This is a genomic window from Isoptericola sp. GX10416, assembly GCF_056590155.1.
In genome coordinates this window covers 159,337-179,340 of the sequence record NZ_JBWPVO010000006.1, presented here as the reverse complement: position 1 = coordinate 179,340, position 20,004 = coordinate 159,337, and the positions used below count along the sequence as shown (strand labels likewise).

At 73.4% G+C, this 20,004-nt stretch carries 16 protein-coding genes; 12 read left to right on the top strand and 4 right to left on the bottom strand.

Annotated features, from left to right (window positions below; genetic code table 11):
• Nucleotides 1–161 precede the first annotated feature (161 nt).
• From ACWAT2_RS11205 to ACWAT2_RS11160, 10 genes are all read left to right on the top strand, one after another.
• Complete coding sequence (locus ACWAT2_RS11205) at nt 162–4,082, top strand: nitrate reductase subunit alpha (protein WP_402375638.1); 3,921 nt, start codon at nt 162–164, stop codon at nt 4,080–4,082.
• Nucleotides 4,083–4,119: 37 nt separating this feature from the next.
• The gene (gene narH, locus ACWAT2_RS11200; RefSeq protein WP_402375639.1) at nt 4,120–5,805 is read left to right on the top strand and encodes a nitrate reductase subunit beta; all 1,686 of its coding nucleotides are present in this window, start codon (nt 4,120–4,122) and stop codon (nt 5,803–5,805) included.
• Nucleotides 5,802–6,536: a nitrate reductase molybdenum cofactor assembly chaperone gene (gene narJ / locus ACWAT2_RS11195; protein WP_402375641.1), complete on the top strand. Its 735-nt coding sequence runs from the start codon at nt 5,802–5,804 to the stop codon at nt 6,534–6,536. Before narH ends, narJ begins: the two co-directional genes overlap by 4 nt.
• A complete protein-coding gene (gene narI / locus ACWAT2_RS11190; protein WP_402375643.1) occupies nt 6,527–7,291 on the top strand; it encodes a respiratory nitrate reductase subunit gamma in 765 nt (254 codons plus the stop codon). The genes narJ and narI overlap by 10 nt, the downstream gene beginning before the upstream one ends.
• A complete protein-coding gene (locus ACWAT2_RS11185; RefSeq protein WP_402375645.1) occupies nt 7,288–8,511 on the top strand; it encodes an MFS transporter in 1,224 nt (407 codons plus the stop codon). Before narI ends, ACWAT2_RS11185 begins: the two co-directional genes overlap by 4 nt.
• Nucleotides 8,512–8,585: 74 nt before the next feature.
• Nucleotides 8,586–9,881: a molybdopterin molybdotransferase MoeA gene (locus ACWAT2_RS11180; RefSeq protein WP_402375647.1), complete on the top strand. Its 1,296-nt coding sequence runs from the start codon at nt 8,586–8,588 to the stop codon at nt 9,879–9,881.
• On the top strand, nt 9,878–10,486 hold the full coding sequence (gene mobA, locus ACWAT2_RS11175; RefSeq protein WP_402375649.1) for a molybdenum cofactor guanylyltransferase: 609 nt from the start codon (nt 9,878–9,880) through the stop codon (nt 10,484–10,486). Before ACWAT2_RS11180 ends, mobA begins: the two co-directional genes overlap by 4 nt.
• Nucleotides 10,483–10,755, top strand: coding sequence for a DUF6457 domain-containing protein (locus tag ACWAT2_RS11170; RefSeq protein ID WP_402375651.1), 273 nt, complete (start codon nt 10,483–10,485; stop codon nt 10,753–10,755). Before mobA ends, ACWAT2_RS11170 begins: the two co-directional genes overlap by 4 nt.
• A 9-nt stretch (nt 10,756–10,764) precedes the next feature.
• Nucleotides 10,765–11,847 (top strand): GTP 3',8-cyclase MoaA, encoded by a 1,083-nt coding sequence (gene moaA / locus ACWAT2_RS11165; RefSeq protein WP_402375652.1) that lies wholly within the window; start codon nt 10,765–10,767, stop codon nt 11,845–11,847.
• Between the two features lie 3 nt (nt 11,848–11,850).
• Nucleotides 11,851–12,093 (top strand): MoaD/ThiS family protein, encoded by a 243-nt coding sequence (locus ACWAT2_RS11160; protein WP_402375654.1) that lies wholly within the window; start codon nt 11,851–11,853, stop codon nt 12,091–12,093.
• Here the strand turns inward: ACWAT2_RS11160 and ACWAT2_RS11155 are convergent.
• Genes ACWAT2_RS11155 through ACWAT2_RS11145 form a run of 3 tightly spaced genes read right to left on the bottom strand, consistent with a single transcriptional unit; the run spans nt 12,055 to nt 14,974 of the window.
• Entirely contained in the window at nt 12,055–13,170 is a 1,116-nt protein-coding gene (locus tag ACWAT2_RS11155; RefSeq protein ID WP_402375656.1) for a ThiF family adenylyltransferase, read from the bottom strand. The genes ACWAT2_RS11160 and ACWAT2_RS11155 overlap by 39 nt on opposite strands.
• A complete protein-coding gene (locus tag ACWAT2_RS11150; RefSeq protein ID WP_402375658.1) occupies nt 13,170–14,156 on the bottom strand; it encodes an electron transfer flavoprotein subunit alpha/FixB family protein in 987 nt (328 codons plus the stop codon). The genes ACWAT2_RS11155 and ACWAT2_RS11150 overlap by 1 nt, the downstream gene beginning before the upstream one ends.
• 14 nt (nt 14,157–14,170) lie before the next feature.
• Nucleotides 14,171–14,974 carry an electron transfer flavoprotein subunit beta/FixA family protein gene (locus tag ACWAT2_RS11145; RefSeq protein WP_402375660.1) on the bottom strand — a complete coding sequence of 268 codons (804 nt, stop codon included), beginning with the start codon at nt 14,972–14,974 and terminating at the stop codon, nt 14,171–14,173.
• Nucleotides 14,975–15,150: 176 nt separating this feature from the next.
• Between ACWAT2_RS11145 and glgX the strand changes: the two genes are divergently transcribed.
• Nucleotides 15,151–17,391: a glycogen debranching protein GlgX gene (glgX, locus tag ACWAT2_RS11140; RefSeq protein WP_402375662.1), complete on the top strand. Its 2,241-nt coding sequence runs from the start codon at nt 15,151–15,153 to the stop codon at nt 17,389–17,391.
• A 27-nt stretch (nt 17,392–17,418) separates the two neighbouring features.
• Nucleotides 17,419–19,113: an FAD-binding dehydrogenase gene (locus ACWAT2_RS11135; RefSeq protein WP_402375664.1), complete on the top strand. Its 1,695-nt coding sequence runs from the start codon at nt 17,419–17,421 to the stop codon at nt 19,111–19,113.
• A 114-nt stretch (nt 19,114–19,227) separates the two neighbouring features.
• Here ACWAT2_RS11135 and ACWAT2_RS11130 read toward each other — a convergent pair whose 3' ends face one another.
• Complete coding sequence (locus tag ACWAT2_RS11130; protein ID WP_402375666.1) at nt 19,228–19,830, bottom strand: hypothetical protein; 603 nt, start codon at nt 19,828–19,830, stop codon at nt 19,228–19,230.
• Nucleotides 19,831–20,004 lie beyond the last annotated feature (174 nt).

The window sequence follows — 20,004 nt, the reverse complement described above, 5'->3', positions numbered from 1 at the left end:
CCGGGTGTTTCGCCGTGCGGTGTGGGGGCGTGAACTCTCGATGAGGCGAATCTCTCAGTGCATGGCCGACTGCTGTGAGTTCCCGGTTCGGCATGCGGAGGCGTGCTCGCTACGATTGACTTCGAAGTGGACGATCGAGTGCTCCTACCAGGAAGGTCGCGATGACGCAGGCTTCCACGGGTCCGTCCCGAACCACCGACCAGGACGCGTCGCGCGAGACCGACCCGCTGCTGCGGCTCGGACGACATCTCCGCAAGGGCGAGACGAGCGAGGACCTGCGCCAGCTCTTCCTCACCGGTGGCCGCGCCGGGGACGTCTTCTACCGTGACCGCTGGTCGCACGACAAGGTGGTCCGCTCGACCCACGGCGTCAACTGCACCGGGTCGTGCTCGTGGAAGGTGTACGTCAAGGACGGCATCATCACGTGGGAGACCCAGCAGACGGACTACCCGTCCGTGGGCCCGGACTCCCCGGAGTACGAGCCGCGCGGCTGCCCGCGCGGCGCCGCGTTCAGCTGGTACACCTACTCCCCCACCCGGGTGCGCTACCCGTACGTGCGCGGCGTCCTGCTGGAGGCCTACCGCGCGGCGAAGGCCCGTACCGGCGACCCGGTGCTGGCCTGGGCCGAGGTCACCGACGACCCCGAGACGGCCCGGCGGTACAAGGCGGCCCGCGGCAAGGGCGGCCTCGTGCGCGCCACCTGGGAGGAGGTGGCCGAGATCGTCGCGGCGGCCCACGTGCACACCATCAAGCGCTGGGGCCCGGACCGGGTGGCCGGGTTCTCCCCGATCCCGGCGATGTCGATGGTGTCCCACGGTGCCGGAGCGCGGTTCGTGCAGATGCTCGGCGGCACCATGCTGTCCTTCTACGACTGGTACGCGGACCTGCCGGTGGCCAGCCCGCAGGTGTTCGGCGACCAGACCGACGTCCCCGAGTCCGCCGACTGGTGGAACGCCGCATACCTCATCATGTGGGGCTCCAACGTGCCGGTCACGCGCACCCCGGACGCCCACTTCATGGCGGAGGCGCGGTACCGCGGCCAGAAGGTGGTCAACGTCTCGCCGGACTTCGCCGACAGCACCAAGTTCGCCGACGAATGGCTCTCGCCGCACCCCGGCACCGACGGTGCGCTCGCCTTCGCGATGGGCCACGTCATCCTGCGCGAGTTCCTCGTCGAACGGCGCACCGAGCGGTTCGAGGGCTATCTCAAGCGGTTCGCGGACGCCCCGTTCCTCGTCCGGCTCGAGCGAGCGTCCGAAGCGAGCTTGCGAGTGCAGGACGATCGCGACCAAGGGAACCGAGCGACGTCCGAAGCGAGCTTGCGAGTGCAGGACGATCGCGACCAAGGGAACCGAGCGACGTCCGAAGCGAGCCCTCACGGGACCTCCGCCGTCGTGCCCGGGAAGTTCCTCACGGCGGCGGACCTGCCCGAGCACGCGCAGGAGGCCAACGCCCACTTCAAGACGGTCCTGCTCGACGCCGACGGCACGCCGGTGGTCCCGAACGGGACGCTCGGCCACCGCTACGGCGACGCCGACGAGGGCCGCTGGAACCTCGACCTCGGTGACGTGGACCCGCTGCTGAGCGTCGCGGACGGCGCCGACGCCCCCGAGACGGTGCCCGTGCGCCTGCCACGTTTCGACCTGCTGCCCGACGACGGCGCGGCGGGCGGGTCGGGCGCGGACGAGGCGGCGGCTCACCTCGGCGGCTCCGGCGTCGTCGTCCGCGGTGTCCCGGTGCGACGGGTCGGCGACCACCTCGTCACGACGGTCTTCGACCTGCTGCTGGCCCAGTACGGCGTCGACCGCCCCGGCCTCGGCCTGCCCGGGACGTGGCCCACCGGCTACGACGACGCGAGCACGCCGGGGACACCGGCGTGGCAGGAGGAGATCACCGGCGTGCCCGCGGCCGCCGCCGAGCGGATCGGACGGGAGTTCGCTGCCAACGCGGAGGACTCCGACGGCCGCTCGATGATCATCATGGGCGCCGGGACGAACCACTGGTTCCACTCGGACACCATCTACCGCGCGTTCCTCACGCTCACGACGATCACCGGCTGCCAGGGCGTCAACGGCGGTGGCTGGGCGCACTACGTCGGTCAGGAGAAGTGCCGGCCCCTCACCGGGTGGGCGCAGTACGCCGGCGGGCTGGACTGGTCGCGCCCACCGCGGCAGATGATCGGCACCGGATGGTTCTACCTCGCGACCGGCCAGTGGCGGTACGACGGGATGGCGGCCGATGCCCTCGCTTCACCCCTCGCCCCAGGCAGGCTGGCCGGACGCACGACGGCGGACGCCCTCGTGGAGTCGGCGCAGCGCGGGTGGATGCCCAGCTACCCGACGTTCGACCGCAACCCGCTCGACCTCGCGGACGAGGCCCGCGCGGCGGGCAAGGCGCCGGAGGGGCACGTCGTCGACGAGCTGAAGGCGGGCCGGCTGCGGTTCGCCTGCGAGGACCCCGACGACCCGGCGAACTTCCCTCGCGTGCTCACGGTGTGGCGGGCGAACATCCTGGGCTCCTCCGGCAAGGGCAACGAGTACTTCCTCCAGAACCTGCTCGGCACGGACGCATCCGTCCGCGCGGACGAAGCACCGCCCGGTCGTCGCCCGACCTCGATGGTGTGGCGTGACGAGGCGTCCCGCGGCAAGCTCGACCTGCTGGTGACCGCGGACTTCCGGATGACGAGCACCACGCTGTTCTCCGACGTCGTGCTCCCCGCGGCGACCTGGTACGAGAAGCACGATCTGTCCAGTACCGACATGCACCCGTTCATCCACTCGTTCAGCCCGGCGATCGACCCCCCGTGGCAGTGCCGCACCGACTTCGCGACGTTCCACACGATCGCGCAGGTGTTCTCCCGGCTCGCCGAGACCCACCTGGGTGTGCGCGAGGACCTGGTCGCCTCACCGCTCGCCCACGACACGGCCGACGAGATGGCGATGCCGCACGGCACGGTGCCCGACCCGGGCAAGGGGCCGACCGAGCGCGATCTGGTGCCCGGGGTGACCATGCCGAAGCTGACGGTGGTCGAGCGCGACTACCCCGCGTTGGCCGCGCGAATGGCGTCGCTGGGGCCGCTGACGGAGACCGCAGGCATGGTCACGAAGGGCGTGACGTTCTCCCCGGTCGAGGAGGTGCGGGAGCTCGGGCGGCGCAACGGCATCGTGCCCAGCGGCCCGGCCGCAGGACGCCCGCGGCTCGACCGGGACACGCACGCGTGCGAGATGATCCTCGCGCTGTCCGGGACGTCGAACGGCCGCCTCGCCGTGCAGGGCTTCGAGCACCTGGAGCGACGCACGGGGCAGCGGCTCGCCGACCTGGCGAGCGACGAGGAGGGCAAGCGCATCACGTTCGCCGACACCCAGGCGCGGCCCGTCCCGGTCATCACCTCGCCCGAGTGGTCCGGGTCCGAGCACGGCGGACGGCGCTACACGGCGTTCGCCGTCAACGTCGACCGGCTCAAGCCGTGGCACACCTTGACCGGCCGCCAGCACTTCTACCTGGACCACGACTGGATGGTCGAGCTCGGTGAGCAGCTCCCCGTCTACCGCCCCCCGCTGGACCTGCACCGGCTGTTCGGCGACTCCCCCGTGCCCGGCACCCTCGGCACCGAGGCGGGCCAGGCGGCGGTAGCGGTCCGCTACCTGACTCCGCACTCCAAGTGGTCCATCCACTCGGAGTATCAGGACAACCTGTTCATGCTGTCGCTCTCCCGGGGCGGGCCGAACATCTGGATGAGTCCCGCCGACGCCGCCAAGATCGGTGTGGCCGACAACGAGTGGGTCGAGGCGGTCAACCGCAACGGCGTCGTGGTGGCCCGCGCGATCGTGAGCCACCGCATGCCCGAAGGCACCGTGTACATGTACCACGCCACGGAACGCACCATCGACGTCCCGCTGGCCGAGACGACCGGGAAGCGTGGCGGGATCCACAACTCCCTGACGCGCCTCCTGCTCAAGCCCACCCACCTGGCCGGCGGGTACGCCCAGCTCTCCTACGCCTTCAACTACATCGGCCCGACCGGCAACCAGCGCGACGAGATCACCGTGGTCCGCCGGCGCTCACAAGAGGTGCAGTACTGATGATCCGAGCAGGACGAGCGTGCAAGGAGGTGCGGGCATGAAGGTCATGGCCCAGATGTCGATGGTGATGAACCTCGACAAGTGCATCGGGTGCCACACCTGCTCGGTGACGTGCAAGCAGGCGTGGACCAACCGCACCGGCATGGAGTACGTGTGGTTCAACAACGTGGAGACGCGTCCCGGGCTCGGCTACCCGCGCACCTACCAGGACCAGGAGAAGTGGCAGGGTGGCTGGAAGCTCACGAAGCGGGGTCGGCTCACCCTCAAGGCCGGCGGACGCTGGAAGAAGCTCGCCTCGATCTTCTTCAACCCGAAGCTGCCCGACATCCACGACTACTACGAGCCGTGGACGTACGAGTACGACATGCTGCTCAACGCCCCGGCGCAGGAGCACACGCCGGTCGCCAAGCCGAAGTCGCTGCTGACCGGCAAGGACATGAAGATCTCCTGGTCGGCGAACTGGGACGACGACCTGGGCGGCTCCACGGCCACCATGCAGCAGGACCCGGTGCTGCAGCACATGAGCTCCCACGTCGCCGAGGAGCTCGAGAAGACCTTCATGTTCTACCTGCCGCGCATCTGCGAGCACTGCCTCAACCCCTCGTGCGTGGCGTCCTGCCCCTCCGGTGCGATGTACAAGCGGGCCGAGGACGGGATCGTCCTGGTGGACCAGGACCAGTGCCGCGGCTGGCGGATGTGCGTCACCGGCTGCCCGTACAAGAAGGTCTACTTCAACCACAAGACCGGCAAGGCCGAGAAGTGCACGCTGTGCTACCCCCGCATCGAGGTGGGCCTTCCCACCGTCTGCTCGGAGACCTGCGTCGGCCGTCTGCGCTACCTCGGGCTGGTGCTCTACGACGCCGACCGGGTCGGGGAGGCCGCGGCGACCGAGGACGAGCAGGACCTGCTCGCCGCCCAGCGCTCGGTGCTGCTCGACCCGCACGACCCCGAGGTCGTCGCCGCCGCCCGCCGGGAGGGCATCCCCGACGACTGGATCGACGCGGCCCAGCGATCCCCGGTGTGGCGGCTCATCTCCGACTACGAGGTGGCGCTGCCCCTGCACCCCGAGTACCGGACGCTGCCGATGGTCTGGTACATCCCGCCGCTGTCGCCCGTCGTGGACGTGGTGACGTCGTCGGGCAACGACGGCGAGGACGGGCGCACCCTGTTCGCCGCGATCTCTCAGCTGCGCATCCCGCTGGACTACCTCGCCGGGCTGTTCACCGCCGGCGACACCGCGCCGGTGGAGCGGGTGCTGCGGCGGCTCGCGGCGATGCGCTCGTTCATGCGGGACGTCAACCTCGGCCGGGAGCCCGTCGAGGAGACCGCGTCGGCCGTCGGGATGACCGGCGACGAGGTCCAGGAGATGTACCGGCTGCTCGCCATCGCCAAGTACGAGGAGCGGTACGTGATCCCCACCGCTCACGCCGAGGTGGCCGACGACCTGGAGGAGATGGCCTGCTCGTTGGACTTCGAGGGTGGTCCCGGCATGGGAGGGCAGGGCATGGACGGTGCCGGCCCGTTCGGCTCGTCGTCCGGGCAGCCGACGCCGGTCGCGGTCGAGAACTTCCACGCCCTGTCCTCCCGGCAGACGGCGGACTCGCCCTACGGACCGTCCACCCCGGGGCGCGTCAACCTGCTCAACTGGGACGGCAACGGTCGCCCCGACGGGCTCTTCCCGCCGGACGAACCCGGCTCCGACGCACCGCGGGAGGCGTCATGAGGCTCGCGTTCCTGCCCCGACCCGGGGTGCGGGCCCGTCGGCTGGACGCCCTCGAGCCCGTACGGCTCGACGGCCCCTCCCGCGCCACCGCCCACATGGCGGCGTCGCTGCTCCTCGCCTACCCCGACGACGCGACGCTCGCCGCGGCGCGCGAGGTGCGTGCCGCCGTCGGCCGCCTCCCCGCACCCGTGCGCGATCGGCTCGACGGGCTCGCGGCGACCCTCCTGACCGGGGACCAGCGCGACCTGCAGGCGCGCTACGTGGAGACGTTCGACCTCAAGCGTCGGTGCTCGATGTACCTGTCCTACTACGCCGCCGGGGACACCCGACGACGGGGCGAGGCGCTGGTCCGGTTCGTCGAGGCGTACCGGGCCGCCGGGTTCGAGACGACCGGCACCGAGCTGCCGGACTACCTGCCGACCGTGCTGGAGCTCTCCGCCTGCGGCGGTCCCGACGGCGCGCGGATCGCCGGAGCCCTGCTGGACGCGCACCGCGAGGGGATCGAGGTGCTGCGGTCCGCGCTGGCCGCCCTCGACGTGCCGTGGACCGCCGGCGTCGAGGCCGTGTGCCTCACCCTTGCGCCCGTGGACGCGGCGACGGCCGAGCGGGTCGCCGACCTCGTGGCGTCGGGCCCACCCGCGGAGGCCGTCGGCCTGGAGGGGTACGGAGCCGGGCCGGCGGCGCCGGGAACGGCCGGCGCACCCGGAGGGAGGGAGCTGCCGTGGAGCTGAGCGCCGCCGAGATCCTGCTGTGGATCGTGGTGCCGTACGCGTGCCTGACCACCTTCGTGGTGGGCACCATCTGGCGGTACCGGTACGACAAGTTCGGCTGGACCACCCGGTCCAGCGAGCTGTACGAGAAGCGCCTGCTGCGCCTGGGCAGCCCGCTGTTCCACTTCGGGCTGCTGGCCGTCATCGCCGGGCACTTCGTGGGTCTCGTGATCCCGGAGTCCTGGACGCACGCCGTCGGCGTCACCGAGGCGGCGTACCACTTCCTGGCCACGTGGCTCGGCACGCTCGGCGCGCTGCTGCTCGTGAGCGGTCTGGTCATCCTCGTCTACCGTCGCCGGTCCACCGGGCCGGTCTTCCTCGCCACCACGCGCACCGACAAGTTCATGTACGTGATGCTGGCCGCCTCGATCCTGTCCGGTACCTGGGCCACCGTGCACACCCAGATCCTGGCCGGCGGCTTCGGGTACGACTACCGCCAGACGATCTCGCCCTGGTTCCGCTCGCTGTTCCTCCTGCAGCCCGAACCGGCCCTGATGGTCGGCGTGCCCCTGGCGTTCGCGGTGCACGTCACGCTCGCGATGCTGCTGTTCGCGGTCTGGCCGTTCACCCGGCTGGTGCACGCGTTCTCGGCGCCCGTGACGTACCCCCTGCGCCCGTACATCGTCTACCGGTCTCGCGACGCCGCCACCGGTGGCGGGACCCGCGCCCCGCGTCCGGGATGGGAACCGAGCACGGCACGGAGGAAGCAGCGATGACGTCCGAGACCCACCCGGACCGGGCGCCCGCGAGCGCCACCGTACCTGGGTCGACGGCCCAGCTCGCGCTGGCCACGACCGGTTTCGCGATCTGCTTCTGGGCCTGGGCGCTGCTGAGCCCGCTCGGCAACAGCTACGGCCAGCTGTACTCCCTGTCGGACTTCGAGGTGTCGGTGCTGGTCGCGGTGCCGGTGATCGTCGGCTCGCTCGGGCGCATCCCGGTGGGCGCGCTGACCGACCGGCTCGGTGCGCGCGTCATGTTCCCGCTGGCCTCCGCGCTGACGATCGTGCCCGTGCTGTTCATCGGGTTCGTCGCCGACAGCCTCTTGTGGCTGCTGATCGGCGGGTTCTTCCTCGGGCTGGGCGGGACGACCTTCGCCATCGGCGTCCCGTTCGTCAACGGCTGGTACCCGCCGGCCCGTCGCGGGACGGCGATCGGCATCTTCGGCGCGGGGATGGGCGGCACGGCGGTGGCCGCGTTCTCGACGGTGCCGATCCGCGACGCGTGGGGCGACGGCGCCCCCTTCCTCATCGTCTCGGCCGCGCTGGCCGTCTTCGCGGTGGTCTCGCGCGTGGCGCTGCACGAGGCGCCGGCCTGGGCACCGGGCAGCGGTGGCGGGATGCTCGCCCGTACCTGGGCGATCGCCCGTCTGCCCGCGACGCTGCAGCTGTCCTGGCTGTACGCCATCGGGTTCGGCGGCTTCGTCGCGTTCTCGGTGTACCTGCCGACGTTCCTCGAGAACGCCTATGGCCTGGAGCCGTCGGACGCGTCGTTCCGGACGGCGGGATTCGTGGTGCTCGCCGTGGTGATGCGCCCGGTGGGCGGCGGCCTGTCGGACAGGTTCGGCGGGGTCGCGGTCAACGCGGCCTGCTACGCCGTCGTCGCGGTGTTCGCCGCCGTGATCGTGCTCCAGCCGGCGCTGATGCCCGGTGCGACGATCGCGTTCCTGGGGATGGCCGCCGGGTTGGGCGCCTCGTCGGGAGCGACGTTCGCACTGGTGGCGAAGATGGCGCCGGCGGACAAGGTCGGCGGGGTGACCGGCGTCGTCGGCGCGGCCGGTGGCCTCGGCGGGTTCATCCCACCGCTGATCATGGGCGCGGTGTACAGCGCGGACGGCACCTACGACCTCGGCTTCGGCCTGCTGGCGGTGACGACCCTGTTCACGCTGCTGGTCACGCTGGGGCCGGTGCGACGCCGCGTCCGTGCGCAGGCACGGTGATCTCACCGGCACGGTCGACACGCTGTGAGGTCGGTGCTGCACGGGCGACACATCCGCCGCCTACGGTGGCGGGCATGACCGGTCCGACGCCGCGCACCATCGCCGAGCACCTCGCGGCGACGCTGGCTCGCGTGCACCCGCTCGAGACGACCGGCGTCCGGCTGGACGCGGAGGGCGTGCTCGGGCTCGTCCTCGCCCGCAACGTCGTGGCGGTCGCACCGGTGCCGGCCTTCGACAACTCCGCGATGGACGGCTACGCGGTGCGGCTCACCGACCTGCCCGACGACGGCGCGCAGGTCACGCTGCCGGTGCTGGCCGACATCCGTCCCGGCCACCCCGCCGGTGTTGTGGGCGCAATTTCTGGTCCGTTCTGCCCCGATTCAGAGGACACGTCGGGCCAGGAACTGCGCCCGCAACCATGGGGCGCGGTGCGGATCATGACCGGGGCTCCCCTGCCCCACGGGTACGACGCCGTCGTCCCCGTCGAGCGGACCTCGACCGGCCGGTTCGTCGCGGGCCGCCCGACGACGGAGCGGTCCGTCACCCTGGGCCGCCAGCACCGCGACCACGTGCGCCGCGCCGGGACCGACCTCGCCGCCGGTGACCTGGTCGCCGCCGCCGGCGCCGTCGTCACCCCGGGGGCCCTCGCCGCGTCCGCCGCCGCGGGTCTCACGACGCTGCCCGTGCACCGGCGCCCCCGCGTCGCGGTCGTCTCGACCGGCTCCGAGCTCGCCGGCCTCGGGTCGACCGCCCCGGGCACGATCCCGGACTCGAACTCGCTCATGCTGGCCGCCCTGGCCCGCGCGGCGGGCGCCGACGTCGTGCGCGTGGGCGCCGTGCCGGACGACCCCGGTGCGCTGGCCGCCGTCCTCGACCGCGTGGCCGGCGACGCCGACCTGATCGTCACCTCGGGTGGCGTCTCGGCGGGCGCCAGCGACGTGGTCCGCGAGGTGCTCGCGGCGGGGACCGCCCAGCACGTCGACGTCGCCGCGGTCGCCATGCGTCCCGGCCGCCCGCAGGCGCTGGCCACCTGGCGTGGCGTGCCGTGGGTCGCCGTGCCCGGCAACCCCGTCAGCGCCCTCGTGTCGTTCACGCTCTTCGCGCGGCCCGCGGTGCACCGCCTCGGCGGGCGCCGCGGCCTGCCGCACGACCGCACGGCGCGGGCGGCGCGCGGCTGGGCCAGCCCGGCGGGCGCCGAGCAGGTGCTCCCCGTTATCACCGGGCACGACGGCGTCGCCCCGGCCGCGCACGACGGTCACCACCTGTCCGCCCTCCCGACGGCCGACGCGCTGGCCGTCGTCCCCGCCGACGTCACGCGGGTCTCTCCCGGCGACGAGGTCACGGTCCTCCCGCTCGGGGACGACGCATGAGGTACGACGCCGTGATCCTCGCCGGCGGTCGTGCCACGCGGCTGGGCGGCACCCCCAAGCCGGGCATCGTCGTCGGGGGCGCGTCGCTGCTCGACCACGCGCTGGCCGCCACCGCCGAGGCCGAGTCGACCGCCGTCGTCGGCCCCCGGGACGCCGTCGCGCAGCCCTGCCGCTCGCTCGTCGTCACCCGAGAGGACCCGCCGTTCGGCGGGCCCGTGGCGGGACTCGACGCGGGGTTGCGCGCGCTCGACCGACCCGGTGCGCCGCCCTGGGTCCTGCTGCTCGCCGTCGACGTCCCCGGGGCGGCGGCCGCCGTACCCGCCCTGTGCGCCGCCCTCAGCGACGAACCCGACGCCGACGGCGCCCACCTGGTGCGCGCGGACCGCGCCCAGTGGCTCGTCGGGATCTACCGGCGGGCCGCGCTGGGAGCGGCGCTGCGAGCGGTCGACCCGCACGGCGCAGCGGTCCGCAGGCTCGTCGCGTCGATGCGGCTGATCACCGTGCCGGACGAGACGGGGACGAGCGACGACGTCGACACCTGGGAGGATGTGAACAGGCTCACCGCGCGGCACGCGGTAGGCCACACCGAGGAGGGAGAACGATGACCCAGGACACCGCCGACGTGCTGGCACGTTGGGTCGAGGCCCTCGAGGCCGAGCTCGAGCTGCCCGCCGGCAGCGTCGACCTCCACGAGATCCTCGACCTGGCCCGGGACGCCGCGCACCACGTCGCCCGGCCCGCCGCCCCCGTGACCACCTACCTCGTCGGCTACGCGCACGGGCTCGCGGCGGCGTCCAGCCGCCCCACCCCGGACGACGTCGTCGCCGAGCGCGCCTCCCGCCTCGCGCTGGGCTGGCAGCCCGACCGGACCTGAGGAGGCACCGTGCCCCCCGTCGACCTCGGGATCCCCGCGATCCCCACTCCCTGGCAGGACGCCGTGCTGCCCACCGACCGGCCCACCACGGGCGGCCTGGTGGACCGCTACGGGCGCACGGCCACAGACCTCCGCGTCTCCCTGACCGACCGCTGCAACCTGCGCTGCACGTACTGCATGCCCGCCGAGGGCCTGCCCGCCCTGCCGAAGGACTCGGTCATGACTCGCGCGGAGATCGCGCGGCTCGTCGGCGTCGCGACGGGTGAGCTCGGGGTGCGCCAGGTGCGCTTCACCGGCGGAGAGCCCCTGCTGCGTCGCGACCTGGTCGAGGTCGTGCGCGACGTGGCCGCCCTGGAGCACCGGCCGGAGATCAGCCTGACCACCAACGCGGTCGGGCTCGACTCGCGGGCCGACGCCCTGCGCGACGCCGGGCTGGACCGCGTCAACGTCTCCCTGGACACCCTGGACCCGGACACGTTCGCCACCCTCGCCCGGCGCCCGTTCCTCGAGCGCACCCTCGCGGGGATCGACGCCGCCGCCCGCGTGTTCGACCTGGTCAAGATCAACGCCGTGCTGGTGCGCGGGGTCAACCTCGACCACGCCGCAGACCTGCTGGCCTGGTCGCTGGAGCGCGGGTTCGAGCTGCGCTTCATCGAGCAGATGCCCCTGGACGCCGACCACTCGTGGGACCGGGCCGCCATGGTGACCGCGGCGGAGGTGCGGGAGCTTCTGGGTCGCCGCTTCACGCTGGCGCCCGACGACGAGCCCCGCGACGGCGCTCCGGCGGAACGGTTCACGGTCCGCTCGCCCGCGACCGGCGCGCTGCTCGGCCGGGTCGGCATCATCGCGTCGGTCACCGAGCCGTTCTGCGCCGACTGCCGCCGCACCCGCCTCACCGCGGAGGGCGGCGTGCGCGACTGCCTGTTCGCGCACGACGAGTCGGACCTCCTCGGCCCGCTGCGCGCGGGCGCCTCCGACGCCGAGCTGGCCGACCTGTGGCGCACCGCCATGTGGGGCAAGGGCGCCGGGCACGGCATGGACGACCCGTCCTTCACGCAGCCGGAACGAACCATGAGCGCGATCGGAGGCTAGAGCATGGTGGAGCTGCGCTACTTCGCCGCCGCCCGAGCGGCCCTGGGACGCTCGACCGACACGATGGACGTACCCGACGGCGCAACCGTCGGTGACGTCGTCGGGCACCTCACCGGCGCCTCCCCCGAGGCCGGACCGGTGCTGGCTCGCTGCGCCGTGCTGCTGGACGGGCGCCGTGCCGCGCCGACCGACGTCGTGCCGGACGGGTCACGGGTCGACCTGCTGCCGCCCTTCGCCGGCGGCTGACGCTGCCGAGATATCGAGAGCTCGGGGTTCGACGGCCGTCCAACCGTCGTCCGCGAGCAGTGCGGCAGCCCCGCGCGACCGCAGGCCGTACGGGCACACGACGACGACGGGGCCGTCCTTCGGATGAGCCGCCAGCTCCGGCGGGTACTCCCCCGCCGCGAGGTCCTCGAGCCGCGCCCACACGGACCCCTCGGGCCTGCCGCCGGCCACGAGCGACACGTCCACCACCAGCACCCCCTCTTCCACCTCACGACCGACGGGGCCGGGGCCTTCGGACCTCAGCGCCGCAGCGGCGGGCGGCTCGACCCCCGACGCAAGCGGAGCCAACCGCACCTCGTCCCAGGCCGACGTCCGTGCGTCGTACGACAGCAACCGGCCCAGCGCCGGCTCCCCCGTCCCGGTGAGCAGCTTGACAGCCTCCACCGCCATCGTGGCGCCGACGACGCCGCACGCCGGTGAGAGCACCCCGACGGTCTCGCAGGACTCGCCCTCGGCGGACGGCTGCGGGCCGAACACGTCCGGGTAGGTGATCGACCGGCCGTCCGGCGCCGCCGACCACCAGACGGCGACCTGTCCGTCCCAGCCCAGCACGCTCCCCCACACGACGGGCAGGCCCAACGCCGCCGCGGCCTCGGAGACGGCGTAGCGGGTGGCGAAGGTGTCGCAGCCGTCCACGACCACGTCGTACCCCGCGAGGACGCGACGAGCGTTCGCCTCGTCGAGGCGCTCGCGGTGCTCGACGACCCGCACCCCCGGGGCGAGGCGCCGCAGGGCGGCCGCGGCGGACGTCGTCTTGGGCGACCCGACGGTGCCCTCGCCGTGCAGCACCTGGCGCTGCAGGTTGGAGAGCTCCACGACGTCGTCGTCCACGACGCCCAGGGTGCCGACCCCGGCAGCGGCCAGGTACTGCAGCGCCGGCGAACCGAGGCCACCGGCACCGATCACCAGGACGCGCGCGCCGGCGAGCCGCTCCTGCGCCGCACGGCCGAAACCCTCGAGCAGGAGGTGCCGCGCGGTGCGCCGCCGCTCCTCGGCGGGCAGCACGCCACGGGCCGGCACCACCGGGTCGAGCGGCACTACTGCTCCTTGTGGGCCCGGATGATCTCAGCGGCCTGCGGGAGCACGTCGGCGAGGTCGCCGACGACGGCGAAGTCGCAGATCTCGAAGATCGGCGCCTCCGGGTCGTTGTTGACCGCGACGACGACCTGGGAGGCCTGCATGCCGCCCCGGTGGTGCGGCGCGCCGGAGATGCCCGCGCCGATGTACACGCGGGGCGCGACGGTGACGCCGGTCTGCCCGACGTAGCGGTCGAACCAGCCCTCGAACACGGCGTCCCGGGAGGCTCCGACGGCCGCGCCGAGCGCGTCGGCCAGCTCGGTGACCGGCCCGAAGTCTCCTCCGGTACCCCGGCCCCCGGCGACGACGACCGCCGCCTCCTCGAGGGTGGGGCGGGCCGCGTCACGCTCGGTGGGGGTGCGCTCCACGACGGTCGGGACGACGCCGTCGACCGTCACGGCGAACCCTTCGACCACGGTGCTGACGGCGGCGTCCGCGGGCTGCGGGACCACGGAGTTGGCGCGGACCGTCACCACGGCCGCCGGGGTACGGACCACGCTCGTGGTGTCCCACGAGCCGGCGAAGACCCGCTTGCCGGCGACGATCCGGCCCTCGTCGTCCTGCGTGACGCTCGCGGCGTCGATGACGACGCCGGCGCCGAGCTCGCGCGCGGTCAGCGCGGCGGCCTCCTTCGCGGTGAACGACGACGGCGTCAGCACGACGTCGGCGTCGGTGAGCCGGACGGCGGCCGCGAGGGTCGCCGCGACCACGGCCGACAGGTGGCGGGCCTCGCCCTGCGCGGACGGCGGGAGCTCGGCCTGGTGGACCGTCTCGACGCCGTGGGCGCCGAGCTGCGCGAGCACCTCGACGGTGGGGGCCTCGAGCGTGACGGCCTCGACGCGCCCCAGCGAGCGGCCGATCGTGAACAGCTCGAGGACGCTCGAGCGGACTTCCGTGGCGGGGTCGAGCAGGACCAGCACGGTGCGGTTGTGGGTAGGCGCAGGCATGTCGGCGTCTCCGATCAGACCAGGTCGTTGCGGATGAGGTACTCGGCCAGGGCCCGGCCGCCCGAGCCCTTGTCCTGGACGAGCTCGACCTCGGGCTTCTCCGGCCGCGGGGACGCCTGCGTCGTCTCGGTGCGCGCGCCGGCAGCACCCACCGCGGCCAGGTCGAGGTCCAGGTCGGCCGCGGACCACGTCTCGATCTGCTTGGTGCGCGCGGCCATGATGAGCTTGAAGTTCGGGAACCGCGGGGTGTTCGCGGTGTCCGCGACGGACAGCACGGCGGGCAACGGTGCCGACAGCGTCTCGGTCGCCTCGTCCGTCTCACGGGTGACCTCGAGGGTCCCGCCGTCGACGGCGACCTTCTTCGCGAAGGTCACCGCGGGCCGGCCGAGCTCGGCGGCGAGCAGCGCGGGCACCACGGAGCCGAGCCCGTCGAGCGCCGCCATCCCGGTCACGACCAGGTCGACCGGGCCCTCGGTCTCGAGCCGGCGGACCGCGGCCGCCAGGGCCGCCGTCGTGCCGAAGTAGTCCGAGCCGGCCAGGGCGTCGTCGGAGACGCGGATGCCGCGGTCCACACCCATCTGGAAGGACTTGCGGACCGCGATGTCGCCCTCCGGCGGGGCCACCGTCACGGCGACGACCTCGCTGGCCTCGCGCTCGTCGTCGGGCAGGGCCTCGACGATCCGCAGCGCGGCCTCGAGCGCGTTCTCGTCGAGCTCGTTGAGGGTCCCCTCCGCCGGGTCACGCACGACGCGACAGTCCTCGAAACGCCGCTCGGCGTTGATGTCCGGCACGTACTTCACGAGAACGGCGATGCGCACGGGGAACCTTCCGATCCAGGTGCTCGACGGATGGACGCTGGCGACCAGGGGCCACCGGGGCCGAGCCTACTCGGCCCCGGCCGTGCGCTCCGCCCTCGTCCGCATGGCGTGACGCACCTCGACCTCGTGGCATGGCTCCGCTCGTCGCTGTCGGTGGCCTGGTCCAGGATGGGCCCATGCAGGCCCGCCCCAAGGTCACCCCGCTGACCCGCCCCAACCGGACGCGCAGCCACGTCCCGCCGCTCGGAGTGCGCATCACGTCCGACGGCGGCATCGACGTCGCTGTGCTGGCCTCGCACGCCTCCGGCGTCGAGCTGTGCCTGATCGACGTCGTCGCCCCCGAGAGGGACGAGCACGACCCGGCGCGGTACGTCGAGCGGCGCATCGCCCTGGACGGGCCGACGTACGGCGTCTGGCACGGGCACGTCCCCGACGTCCCGCCCGGGCAGCGCTACGGGTTTCGTGCGCACGGTCCCTGGGACCCCGACGCCGGCATGCGACACAACCCGGCCAAGCTGCTGCTCGACCCGTACGCCCGCGGCTACGCCGGCGAGCTCGCGTACGTCCCGGCGACACTCGGCGGCGGGGCGGCCGACGACGGCGGCCCGGACGAGGAGGACTCGCTGCCGTTCGTGCCCCACGCCGTCGTCCTGGACGGGCTGCCCGAGGCGCCCCCGCTGAGCCGGCCGCGGATCCCCTGGGCGGACACCGTGGTCTACGAGGCGCACGTGCGCGGGCTGACGCTGCAGCACCCCGAGATCCCGGAGGAGCTGCGGGGCACCTACGCGGGCCTGGCGCACCCGGCGATGATCGAGCACCTGACGTCGCTCGGTGTGACGACCCTCGAGCTGCTGCCCATCCACGCCTCGACGGCGGAGCCGTGGTTGGCCGACCGCGGCCTGACCAACTACTGGGGCTACTCCACGATGGGGTTCTTCGCGCCGCACGCGGCGTACGCGACCCGCGCCGCGCAGGAGGCCGGCCCGGCCGCCGTGCTGGACGAGGTGCGCGGCATGGTGCACCTGCTGCACGAGGCCGGCATCGAGGTGCTGCTCGACGTCGTCTACAACCACACGTGCGAGGGCGGCGACGACGCGCTGTTCCTGTCCTGGCGAGGCCTCGACAACCCGCTCTACTACCTGCACGACGGCGGCAGCCCGGCCGCGATCGCCGACGTCACCGGGACGGGCAACACCCTCGACTTCCGACGGCACCGCGTGGTGCAGCTCACCCTGGACTCCCTGCGCTTCTGGGCGGACGTCGTCGGCGTGGACGGCTTCCGGTTCGACCTGGCAGTCACCCTGGGGCGCGACCACGAGGGTTTCACGGCGGACCACCCGTTCCTGGTCGCGCTGCAGACGGACCCGGTGCTCTCCGGGCTCAAGCTCGTCGCCGAGCCGTGGGACGTGGGACCGGGCGGCTGGCAGACCGGCCAGTTCCCCGCCCCGATGGCCGAGTGGAACGACCGGTTCCGCAACGCGGTCCGCTCGTTCTGGCTCGAGTCGCCGCGCGCGGGCTCGCAGGGTGAGGCCATGTTCGGCATGCGCGAGCTGACCACCCGCCTGGCCGGCTCGGCCGACCTCTTCGGCCCCTCCGACCCACCCCTGATGCGCGGCCCGGTCGCCTCGATCAACTACGTGACCGCGCACGACGGCTTCACCCTCGCCGACCTCGTGGCGTTCGACCGCAAGCACAACGAGGCCAACGGTGAGGACAACCGGGACGGCACGGACGACAACCGCTCGTGGAACCACGGCGTGGAGGGGCACGCCCCGGATGGCGCCGACGACGCCACGACCGAGCCGTGGTCCGCCGTCGTCCCGCTGCGTCGCCGCTCGCAGCGCAACCTGCTGGCCACCCTCCTGCTCTCGGCGGGGACGCCCATGCTGACCGCCGGGGACGAGCTGGGTCGCAGCCAGCGCGGGAACAACAACGCCTACACCCAGGACTCCCCCGTCTCCTGGCTGGACTGGGATCTGGACGCCGCGGGCCGAGACCTGCTCGCCACGGCCCGGTTCCTCACCGGCCTGCGGGCCGAGCACGCCGCGCTCCGGGCGGAGTCGTTCTTCCTCGGGTCGCCGCGGCCCGGCGAGGAGGTGCCCGACCTGCTCTGGTTCGACGACGCCGGCGAGGCGATGGACCACGGTGCCTGGGCCGTGCAGGGCCGGCGGATCATCCAGATGCTGAGGCCGGGGCCGGACGACGGCGAGGCGGACGTGCTGCTCGTGATCAACGGAGGGCTGGACGACGCCGACGTGACGCTGCCCCGTCCCCTGACCGGGGAGGGCGCGTGGGAACGCGTCTGGAGCTCGACGTGGGACACCCCCGAGGGCCCGGAGCAGGCCGACGAGGCGGTCGAGCCCGGCCACGTGGTGCTCGAGTCCCTCAGCGTCGACGTGCTCGTCGCCCGCCGCTGACCGACCTGGCTCTGGCAGACTGCGAGCATGGACGCCGACGTCATCGTGATCGGGGCCGGTCTGTCAGGCCTCGTCACCGCCACCGAGCTCACCGCTGCCGGACGCAAGGTGGTCCTGCTCGACCAGGAACCTGAAGCCTCGCTCGGCGGGCAAGCATGGTGGTCGTTCGGCGGGCTGTTCCTCGTCGACTCCCCCGAGCAGCGCCGCCTCGGGGTCCACGACAGCGCCGAGCTCGCCTGGTCGGACTGGCTCGGCTCGGCCCAGTTCGCGCCTGGTGCCGAGCGCGGGGAGGGGCCCGACCGCCACGGGTACGCCTGGGCGCGACACTTCGTGGAGACCGCGAGCGGCGACCTGCGCTCGTGGCTGCACGGCAAGGGCGTCCGCTGGTTCCCGCTGGTGCAGTGGGCCGAGCGGGGCGGCTACGCGTTCGGACCGGACCACGGCACCGCGCACGGGAACACCGTGCCGCGCTTCCACGTCACGTGGGGCACCGGCCCCGCCATCATCGAGCCCTTCGTCCGGGCCGCGCTGGACGCCCGGTCCGCCGGCCTGCTCGACCTGCGCTTCCGCCGTCGGGCCGTCGAGCTCGTCGTGACGGACGGTCGGGTCACCGGCGTCCGCACCGAGATCCTGTCCGACGACGACGCCCTGCGCGGCGCTCCCTCCTCCCGCGAGGTGGTGGGCATCGAGGAGATCTCGGCCGGCGCCGTCGTCGTCGCCTCGGGCGGGATCGGGGCGAACCACGACCTCGCCCGGTCCCGGTGGGACCACGAGGCCGGCACGCTGCCGGACCGCATGCTCTCCGGCGTCCCCGACTCCACCGACGGCCTCATGCTGGGCCACGCCGCCGACTCCGGTGCCGCCCTCGTGCACGAGGACCGCATGTGGCACTACCCCGAGGGCATCGCGAACCACTCCCCCGTCTGGACGAACCACGGGATCCGCATCCTGCCCGGGCCGTCCTCCCTGTGGCTGGACGCCGACGGACGGCGCCTGCCCGCGCCCCTGTTCCCCGGCTTCGACGCCCTCGGCGCGCTGCAGCACGTCACCCGGCGCGGCGACGACCACTCCTGGTTCGTGCTCAACAAGGCGATCATGGACGCCGAGTTCGCCCTGTCCGGCTCGGAGCAGAACCCCGACCTGACGGGCAAGGACGTCCGGCTGCTCGCCCAGCGGGTGCTGCCCGGAGCCGTGGGACCGGTCGCACGGTTCGCCCGCGAGTCCCCCGAGTTCCTTTGGGCCGACACCCCGGAGGAGCTCGCCGGAGCGATGAACGCGCTGACCGAGGCGACGCCGGGCTCGACCGGGCACGTGGACCCGGTCGCACTGGCCGCCGTCGTCCGCGCGCGCGACGCGCAGGTCGCCTCCGGCCTCGGCAAGGACCCTCAGGTCGTCGCCACCCGTGCGGCCCGGGACTTCAAGGTCGACAAGATGATCCGCGTGTCCCCGCCGCGACCGTTGACCACCCCGAAGGACGGCCCGCTCCTGGCCGTGCGGCTGTCGGTGCTGACCCGCAAGACCCTCGGGGGCCTGTGGTGCGACCCGTCCGGACGCGTGCTCCGGACCGACGGCACCGTGCTGGACGGGCTGTGGGCCGTCGGTGAGGCAGCAGGGTTCGGCGGGGGCGGGGTGCACGGCCACCGGGCGCTCGAGGGCACGTTCCTCGGCGGGTGCCTGCACACCGGGCGCGTCACGGGGCGTGCGCTGGCCGCCGACGCCTGACTCCTGACCGTCCGAGCCGCTCAGTCCCCGAACGCCTCACCGCGAAGTAGAGCCTCCTGTTCTCGAGTCGAGGTCTGGGGACACCTCCGCGGTACCGGAGGCTCTACTTCGCGGTCAGAGGGGGCGGCGACCGGTTCGCTGTCGCGCCACCGCAACGACGAGGGCCGCACGGATCCGGCCGATCAGCGCAGCCGGGTCACGCAGGTCGAACCAGTAGGTGCCCCGGTCGGTCTGCGCAGGCACCGCCAGGTCGGGCCGGTCGAGACCGGCCTGCAGCACGAACCATCGCACCAGCGACTCGGCGGCGGACTCGGCACGAGCATCGGCGAGCTCGACCACCCACCGGCCCTGCCGGATGCCCGGCCGTCCCGCCGCCTCCCGCAGCAGCACGTCGACCAGGTCGAGATCCGCACCGGCACGCAGGGCGGAGTCGGCCACCACCAGTGCCCGTGGTCCGGGCAGCCATCGGGCACAGTCGACGAGCGTGCGCTCGACCGTCGTCACCGGTCGGCCGCCGACGACGGTGCGGTCCCGCCCAGGCAGCGTGATCGCATGGCGGTGCAGGTGCGGGTCCGCGCGGCGCACCGTGGGCTTCGACCGTTGCGTGACATGGACCTCCTCGGCGAGCCGGTAGACGCTCAGGCCATGGATCAGGGCCGCCGTCTCGTGGCTGAACACGAAGTCGTTCTGCAGGGTCTCCGCCGTCGCCGCGGCCATCTCCAGGACGCGACGTTCGCGCCGGAGCGCCGGGCCGGCGCCGGCTGGGTCGGCGCTGCGCGGTGCCGTCCCGCGGGGGCGCCGTCATGGTCGGTCGCGGGCCACGCCGTCGCGTACTCGCCGTCGTGCTCGCCATCGTCATGCTCGCCGTCGTCGTGCTCGGAGGTGCTGCGT